This is a genomic window from Bacillus sp. MYb209 (genome assembly GCF_002975175.1).
Classification (GTDB): domain Bacteria; phylum Bacillota; class Bacilli; order Bacillales; family Bacillaceae_G; genus Bacillus_A.
This window is the reverse complement of the sequence record NZ_PCNZ01000062.1, coordinates 1-8,670: the sequence shown is the minus strand read 5'-3', so window position 1 is coordinate 8,670 and position 8,670 is coordinate 1. Positions and strand designations below refer to the sequence as shown.

3 protein-coding genes, 1 rRNA gene and 4 pseudogenes are annotated in these 8,670 nt (G+C 32.5%); 2 read left to right on the top strand and 6 right to left on the bottom strand.

Annotated features, from left to right (window positions below; genetic code table 11):
* Window positions 1–73 precede the first annotated feature (73 nt).
* A 5S ribosomal RNA gene (gene rrf / locus CQZ94_RS29295) occupies window positions 74–189 on the top strand.
* A 14-nt stretch (window positions 190–203) separates the two neighbouring features.
* Here the strand turns inward: rrf and CQZ94_RS29290 are convergent.
* From CQZ94_RS29290 to CQZ94_RS29275, 4 genes and pseudogenes are all read right to left on the bottom strand, one after another.
* Window positions 204–1,280, bottom strand: a pseudogene (locus tag CQZ94_RS29290) (glycosyltransferase WbsX family protein).
* Between the two features lie 244 nt (window positions 1,281–1,524).
* Window positions 1,525–2,398 (bottom strand): annotated as a pseudogene (locus CQZ94_RS29285) (class I SAM-dependent methyltransferase).
* Window positions 2,399–2,435: 37 nt separating this feature from the next.
* Window positions 2,436–3,137: a class I SAM-dependent methyltransferase gene (locus CQZ94_RS29280; protein WP_105588246.1), complete on the bottom strand. Its 702-nt coding sequence runs from the start codon at window positions 3,135–3,137 to the stop codon at window positions 2,436–2,438.
* Window positions 3,138–3,352: 215 nt separating this feature from the next.
* Window positions 3,353–4,147: a sulfotransferase family 2 domain-containing protein gene (locus tag CQZ94_RS29275; RefSeq protein ID WP_105588245.1), complete on the bottom strand. Its 795-nt coding sequence runs from the start codon at window positions 4,145–4,147 to the stop codon at window positions 3,353–3,355.
* A 316-nt stretch (window positions 4,148–4,463) separates the two neighbouring features.
* Between CQZ94_RS29275 and CQZ94_RS29270 the strand changes: the two are divergent.
* Window positions 4,464–5,410 (top strand): annotated as a pseudogene (locus CQZ94_RS29270) (NAD-dependent epimerase/dehydratase family protein).
* 42 nt (window positions 5,411–5,452) lie between these two features.
* Here the strand turns inward: CQZ94_RS29270 and CQZ94_RS29265 are convergent.
* Window positions 5,453–6,229: a class I SAM-dependent methyltransferase gene (locus tag CQZ94_RS29265; RefSeq protein ID WP_105588244.1), complete on the bottom strand. Its 777-nt coding sequence runs from the start codon at window positions 6,227–6,229 to the stop codon at window positions 5,453–5,455.
* A gap of 65 nt (window positions 6,230–6,294) precedes the next feature.
* Window positions 6,295–8,227, bottom strand: a pseudogene (locus CQZ94_RS29260) (glycosyltransferase).
* Window positions 8,228–8,670: the final 443 nt, after the last annotated feature.

The window sequence follows — 8,670 nt, the reverse complement described above, 5'->3', positions numbered from 1 at the left end:
TAATAGATCGAGGACTTAACCATATAATATGAAGCAAATGTTATCTAGTTTTGAAGGAATATACCTTCAATAGTTTGGTGATGATGGCAGAGAGGTCACACCCGTTCCCATACCGAACACGGAAGTTAAGCTCTCTAGCGCCGATGGTAGTTGGGACCTTGTCCCTGTGAGAGTAGGACGTCGCCAAGCAACTTTAAGACGAGTCAGAATGACTCGTCTTTTTTGTATGCTTTCATGCCTCTATTGATTGCATCTTTAACCCCTTCTAAATAGGCGAATCCATATTTTTTGTCTGGTTCTAAGTAAGTACCTTCTGCCCACTCATTCCACGCATTAATAAATAAAAACTGGCTGTTATAAAGGGAGTACGTACGGTGAATTTGCTTGCTTAAATATATTGTGAATTTTCCAGGGGTAGAACCTATGAAAATGCTGCTATTTAAATCTTTGCGACGTGCAGTGTTATCCCAGTCAACAAAGGCACCGGGAAATGTTTTTTTCTTTGGAGGAGATCGTTTTAATATGTGCATCCACACTTTATCGTAATCCCAAGCGTTTACGTGCATACCAGACTCATATATTGTCTTATTTATGTCTGAAGAGCTATCATGAGCAATTGTATAAAAAGGTTCGAATTGAATGCTGGCATCAAATCCATTTATATTAGGGAGTGGAAAGCTGTTTAATGTTTCTGCAAAGTATATACCTTTTAAACCATGTTCTCGTGCTAGTGTATTCCAATAATTAAGCATTTTTTCACAATCAGGAATATGTCCTGGGCGATAAATAATGAATAGTGGTTTATCATCTATACGAATATATCTCTCATCTTGGAAAGCTTGTAATAAATACTCAAAGTGTTCTTTCCAATCCAATAATTCTCCATAATCTTGAGGCATTAATATGTCGCTATCAAGACCATCCCAAGTTTTTGTCCACGGTTCATTTGCTCAAGAAAGGCAAAATGGAAAATCGGGTTCTTTCATCTTAAGTACCTCATTAAAAGATGTCTCTAATAGCCTTTTTCCTTTAAACCAGTAATGATAATAACAAAAACCATATATGCCGTATGCTTTGGCGATTTCTGCTTGCCATTTTCTTACGGATGGTTTGGTTAAGTCATAATAAAAATCTTGATAAGGTTCCCTAGGCTGATAATGTCCTGAAAATAAAGGGCGTGCACTTTTAGTATTTTTCCATTCAGTAAAACCCTTACCCCACCATCGATCATTTTCTTTTATTTGGTGGAATTGTGGTAAGTAAAAAGCGATTATTTTCAAGTTATATCACCCCTATATTCTTCATGATTCAAGTGGTGGGAAGTTACTTTTGATTTTGTGGATTAAGTTTGAAATAAGAGATATGTTATTTGCTTACTGTTTTTCAATGCTTCGTATTGGATGCACTTTTATAGCTTCCTTGGATATGGGAGTCTTGGGCAATCTGATGTATAAGGCTGGAATAAAAGGTGTCTTTCAACATGAAACTAAGAAAATCTAGCGTATCATCCATGAACGAAAGGCGTTAATCTTTTTGGAGAACAAATAAGGCCTGTGGTAGTCGGTTTACATCATCAAAAAAATCCCGTAGCTTTAGATACTTCTCATAATGATTTTTAATATAAGTCATAGGTATAACTGTTTCTCCGTAAAAACTACTAGTTCTAACATCTCCTGCGCCGGTGGGACTATGGACAAACTGGCCGTTTTCATAATCTGAGATGGCACGGTGTATATCTGGAAAAGCTTGTGATAAAGTTTGATGCCATCCTGTTTGAATTAATTCAGGATGTTCTTTGAATTGCTGACAAAAATCGAGAAAATATCGTGCCTGTGTTGTTGCGATGAAGATTCCACCCGGACGAAGAATTCTTGAAAATTCTTTTATCCAATTTTCTGCAGTTTCTTCGGATAAATGTGAGAATACAGAATAGGCAAATATAATGTCTAATGAATTGTCACTAATAAATTCTACAGGAGGTTGTGGATTTGCAGTTTTATATATACCTCTTCCTAATGTTTCATTACAAAGAGTAATCATTACGGGGTCTACGTCAATACCAAGTAAATTTTCATCACGAACATCTTTGAAAAAGAAACGTATAATTCGTCCCCAACCGCAGCCAAAGTCTAAAACTTTACTTTCTTTATCCAAGGGAACACTTAAATTTTTAGCATATCTTTGTATAAGAACATAAAATAAATATGCTTCATATAGGGCGTGTTTATAGGGAGCACCTACAAATTGTTTTTTGAATATCTTCGGGAGGGAACGTAGGTACGGAAACGCCGTTTATCGTTGTTTGTGAGCAACTTTGTATAAATAGATTTAGAAGTTCAACATCAGATAGTGGACTAACAAGGTTATCGAAATCACTTCCTAACTTAAATTTATTCATTTGTTAAACCTCCGAATTATATAGTGATAAAAATTATTTACATGCTTTTTGTACTAATAAAAACATGTAAAAATTCAGCATCTAATCCTAGTGATCTATCCTTTTGTAAATAAACAATGGTAGACATATTTGCATGTGTATAAATATATTCAATCATATCTTGCCCCAAATCAAATGTTACTAAAGACCTGTTCTCATCAATAGGATTGCCATGATAAATGGGCTCTTCAATATATTCAATCACTTCTTTATCCACTCTTGCTCGTTGCAATGTCTTTGTGAGTGTATGGTACCAAGGGACAGTAAATACATGAGAACCGCCTGGCTTTAATACTCTTGCTATTTCTTTAAAAGCTTTATTTGGCGTCAGTACATGTTCAAAAACATCTTGAGTAATGAACAAATCAAAAGATTCATTTGGGAATGTCATGTCTTCTAAATTCTCGCATCTAATTCCTTGAAAGTATTGACCAAGAGGATAGTTTTTAAAGTATTGGGAATATGTATAGTTCTTACAGTTTTTTATTAGTAGCTGAGTTGTAATTCCTCCAGGAGAGGATTCGTGGATATTGTATGAACCCCATTTTGGAAAAAACGTATTTAAAACATGAATTAAAGCTCGTTGCCGTGGTATAGAGTGGCATGTAGAACATAAGTAATGATCTCTAAGCCAATCGTTATGCTCTATAAATGTAGTTTCCTTCGTGCAAATAACGCAGTACCCATTATTGTGTTTCAAATCATCACTCCTGTGTTAAATGCAATGTATTTATCCCGTTAGTTACGGGTAGTAAGTCTCACACGTCAAAAATCAGCGAAATCAAAGAGAGGGGCATATTTGTAAAAGCGCAATTGGTAGGGAGGAATAATCAGTGGGGAGAAAACCCCACGAATTAAAGTTTCACTTTATGCTATGCGATACATTTGCTTTTATTCATTTAAGGAAGTATAGATTTAAAATATTCCTTCCGTATATGGATACATTTCAAAGTCTTTTGCATATATCGCTGTAACTAAATCCATTGTTTCTTTATCGTAAAAGCTTTCATATGTTGGGAATCTGGGAAAGGCTGCGTCGGTAATACTAATTTCCGCATAGTTTCCTGTATAAACCATTTTTTTGGCACGATGATGATTTGAATTTGTAAGGGTCACTAAGTTGGATTTAATTAAACCGTATTCTTGTTCTATTTTTGAAATTTGCTTATTAAAATTTTCTAAAGGTATGTAGCGTTTGATTAAAGTTTCTTCACCTTGGACGTATTGCTGACTGAAATGTATATCTAGTGCTAAGGAATTTGAACCAAATGCTTGAACGTAATATAAAAATTGTTTAAAGGATATCCCTTGCTTACTATATTTATCATTATAAAAACACTGCCTAATACTTTCCCATTGAGGGCTAGCATATGGATTGTCAGCAAGTAATAGAAATGAACTGACAGCCCTTGTATAGGGGTTTCTTACGAGTTTATAAACATCTTTTTTTGCTTCTAGAAGACCATTCTTTAAATCTCGTATGTAATTTATTTTGTTTTTATATATCCAAAACTCATAGTAATGAATAAAATCATTGTATTTCTTTGCTTCAGTAAATAACCCAATTTGAAAAAAGAACCAATTAGCTAATGCGGTACATCCGCTTCTATGACTCCAAAATAGTATGAGGGGAAAATCTTTATGAAAATGTGGAATTCTATCTTTATGTAGAATTGCATGATTTAAAAGCTCTTGATTTATATTTTTCATGAGTTTAGTACTCCTTTTTCGAGAGTTTTGCGCATGTAGAAGGTTCTTTAAATGGGATAAACGAGTGAGAATATAGGAAGAGAAGGATGATTTTTTATTAATACACTATATTCATGGAGTTGAGTAAATATTATGAGTGTTTTTTCAGCCATCCTAGATGAGATAGCGATTTTAAAATGAAAATATAAAATAAAGATAATGAAAATTTATAAGGGGCATACAATTACAAAAGGATGAATAATAGGAATGATCAAGTTCATTTATTTGTATTTCTAGTTGTGACGAGTAAAAATTTTATTACTAGAGAGAGGATATTATGAGGAAGAATAATTATTTAATAGTAGGTGGAAATAGTTTCATTGGTATCAACCTCACATTGGGTTTATTGAAACAGGGTCAAAATGTAAAAGTATTTTCCAGACATATAAATAATTTCCCTCAAAATATTATAAATGAAGTTGAATTTATTAAAGGTGATTTAGAGAATGTTGAAGATATATATATAAAGCTTTATTGAATGTAGATATTATTATTTATTTAGCTGCAACGTCTAATGTAGCGAGTTCAATTGAAAATATTTTCGGGGATATTAAAAGTAGCCTTTTTTTTCTCAATTTCATGGAAAATGTTAAAGACTTTCATATTAAAAAAATCGTATTAGCATCTTCTGGGGGGACGGTTTATGGTGAACCTGAATATTTACCTATTGATGAGAAACACCCATTAAAACCACTTTCTCCTTATGGAATAACAAAAGTTTCACTTGAAAATTATTTGTATTTTTATAAGAAGAAATATGGAATAGAATATGTTATATGTAGATATTCTAATCCGTATGGAAAATATCAAAATCCTTTAAAGAAAGTCGGAGCAATAAATTGTTTTTTGTATCAGCATCTCAGTAATGAGAGGATTAATATATACGGGAATCCACAAGAGATTATTAGAGACTATATTTATATTGATGACTTAGTTGAAATCACTATAAAACTATCACAAGTAAATAGATTGAAATCTTGTGTATATAATATAGGAAGTGGCAAAGGTCTCTCTTTAAAACGAATTATAGTAGAGCTGGAGAAGATAACAAAGAGAGAAGTGGATTTTATCTGTTATAAACAAAAACAAGAAAATGTTCAAAAAATCATTTTAAATATAGATAAGGTAAAAAAAGAATTTAATTGGGAACCTAAAATAGATTTCAAAAATGGAATTAGATTAAATAAGCTATGGATTGAAGAGTTCTTATATAGTAAAAAGTAATAGAAAACAGGATTCACTTATGTACGAGTGAATCCTGTTTTCTTATTTGACTTCTTTTTCTATTACCCAAAGGTCTTGATGTTCCCACCAAAATCCTTCAGTGTATTTTTTGATGATTGGGTTGTAGGGTAATAATTTAATTTTGTCACATACGTAAGATGGACTAACTATCGTTTGCCCGTATTCATTAACGTCTAAATCAAATTGCTCACTAGAAGGGAGAAACCAATATCCCTGTTCGTTTAAATTTGGAAACCCGAAGTATTTTTTACTTTGATATCCATGGGTTGTGAAAATGAATAAACCACCAGGTGAAACAGCATTATACAATGTTTGAAGCCAACGAAACCAAGTTGTATCAGGTATATGAGAAAAAAAGGATAGACAAAAAACAATATCATACTTAGAGGAATCCAATTTTAAATGTTCAGGCTCAGGATGAGATAATATAGAAGGATTATTTAATGTGTTTTCAATAAATGTAATAGCCTCCTCGTGTATATCACAAGCAGTTATACTCAAGTTTGCTTGTAGATTGAATAAATGACGTGTTACGCAGCCGTATCCGGATGCGAATTCTAATAATTTAATTGGATTGTCTTTAGGAGGGGAAAAGGCAGTAATTAAGTCTAAGAGTATTTGAGCTGAGTTTTGCCCATCTTTAAAATAATAATCTATCGCTTCTCTTTTAGAAGGGAAGACTGGATTAGTGATAATGAATTGAAAGATATGATCCTCTGGATGGATACTTGCATTTACATTGTAGGTGTTTGCGATTTGAGAAATTAAATCTTTATTTCCTTCTATAAATTCTTTCAAAGAGTATTCCTCCTAAATAATAGTAGTATCTTACAAGAGATACTGATGATGAAGAAAATATACGCTTAAATATTCAAATATGCTTTAAGGTACTTTCTATATGTATATATTTTCATTTTAGAAATGTCGTCAATAGTAAAGTTCTCTTTAATGAAATTCTGCATTTGTACAACTTCATTGTAATGGGAATATGAATCTTCTGTTCTCGTTACACTATTTGTATGTCGTCTATGATAGTTTAGTGATTTTGGATTGAAGTAAATATTGCCTTCTTGAAGAATGGAAACATAGAAAAACCAATCACCAGCTATTTTAAACTTTTCTAATTGTTTTTCTGTTTGTTTAATATCTATGTTTTTAAAAACTACACTTGAGACATTAGGTATGGTGTTTTTAATAAGTAACGTATCTTGTATTTCATCTATGTCTTTTCGGAAATAAGGGGTTTTCCATTTTTCTTTATCGATATCATTTGTGTAATCTAAATAATGATCAACCACTACATTTCCTTGTTCGTCTATTTGTTTTGATTGTGTGTAGCCTAAGGTAACGTTAGTATTTATATGAAATCCTTGTATCACTTCTTGTAAAAATGTCTTATCACATAAGTCATCGGCCTCTGCGATCCAAATGTAATCACCGGTTGCTGCAGAGATTCCCTTTATCCATTGTTTAAATACAGAACCAGAGTTTTTATCATTAATAATATGTTGAACTTTCAGATGTGTCTTATTTTCTTGTGAGAGCAGCTTTTCAAATGTTGGTACACTTTTATCAGTAGAGGCATCGTCTAGGAAGATTAGTTCGTAAAGGGGGTAGGTTTGGTTTAATATTGATTTGACTCGGACAGGTAAATATTTTTCATAATTATAGTTCGGTATAATTACACTAATCTTTTTGTAGTTATTTTCGAGAAGATCTAGTAATTGATAAATGTAATTAAGGAAATTGAAATTCTTTTCAATAAGTTTTTGGCCAAAGGTACCTTTTTGTAACCGTAATTCTTCATCTTCAATAAATTCATATATTCTTTCTAGCATTTTTGGTAAATTTAAAAAATCTACTAAGGCGCCAGTCTTTTCTGTAACAACATCCTCAAAACCTCCAGCATTTTTAAATCCTATAACAGGAACCTTTGTATCTAATGCTTCTAAAACAACATTTGGAAAAGGATCTTCCCTTGAGGTTAATAAATATAAATCAGACCCGGCGTTATATAAGCCGATATCTGGAGTAGGATCGACTAATGTGAAATGGGCTTTATATTTAGGTGATATAGTATCCATGAAGCGAATATCCGTTTGTCCTACCCAAATGAAATGAATGTTCGTATTAATCTTTCTTACTGAGTAAGCAATAAATGAGAATAAATCTATCCCTTTTCGATGATCAGCGAAACCTACACCCAAAATAATTTTGCTATCTAGAGGCAGGTTGAGTCTTTTGCGCAATTCATTTTTAGCTTCTGTAATATTGTTCTTATAAGGGTTGTGGTTAAATAAACCTTGCGGGAGAATGTGGCATTTTTGATGATCTAATTGGGTAATTGTACAAAACTTTTCATATACGTACTGTGAAGGGAAGACAATTTTGTAAGCAAATTCAGCAATGTTTTTTGCTTTTTCTTCGGCAGAGTACTGCTGTATTAAATGAGGTAATTCATGTATTAATGAAAATAACTTTTATATTGTGTCTAGCTAGTAATGCAACCATATCTCCACTTATGATAGTACTGCATATAGCAATGGTGTAGTCTTGTGATAATAATTTCTTTATTAATAATTCGACCTTTTCGTCTGTTGGGTAGTCTTCCTCTAGGCAATAAACAGGACCATATTGTTGGAACTCACGGATTAAAATGCCTGTTCCAATAGAGATAATTGCGACGGAGTAATCAAAGTTTTCTTTAAGAGCTTTAATAGTATGTAAAGAAAGCAGCTGTGCTCCGTGGAAATGGGCATCATGGGATACATAAATTATCTTCTTATTACCATGCATTTCATAACGCCTCCTAAGTTTATTAGATTACTTGAGATCCTCATCGATTTAGTAAATGTAAAGAAGATAAGTGAAGTGTTTTGTTTATAATCTTCTAGAGATAAGAGGGAAGAAAGAGATGGTGGTTTTAGCTGGGATGTATAATAATAATAATAATAACGCTATCCTTAATATATATTTACTTGGTCTAACATTCATTCTTTAGAAAATTATTAGTATTAAGCGGGATAGTGTGAACTGTCGATTATCAACTTGACTACAATCGTCCTATGCAAGTTTAAGAATCTCTAGGAATGGATTAGATTAAGAGTGTTCAATCTCTTTTATAATTTATTAAATAAAAAGCATAAAAGGTATTGACGATTGGGGTATAGAGGTGTAATATAGAACAAGTCGCCGATAGCAACAACGCAGAAAGCGACAAAAGAAATAAAAAAACTTGG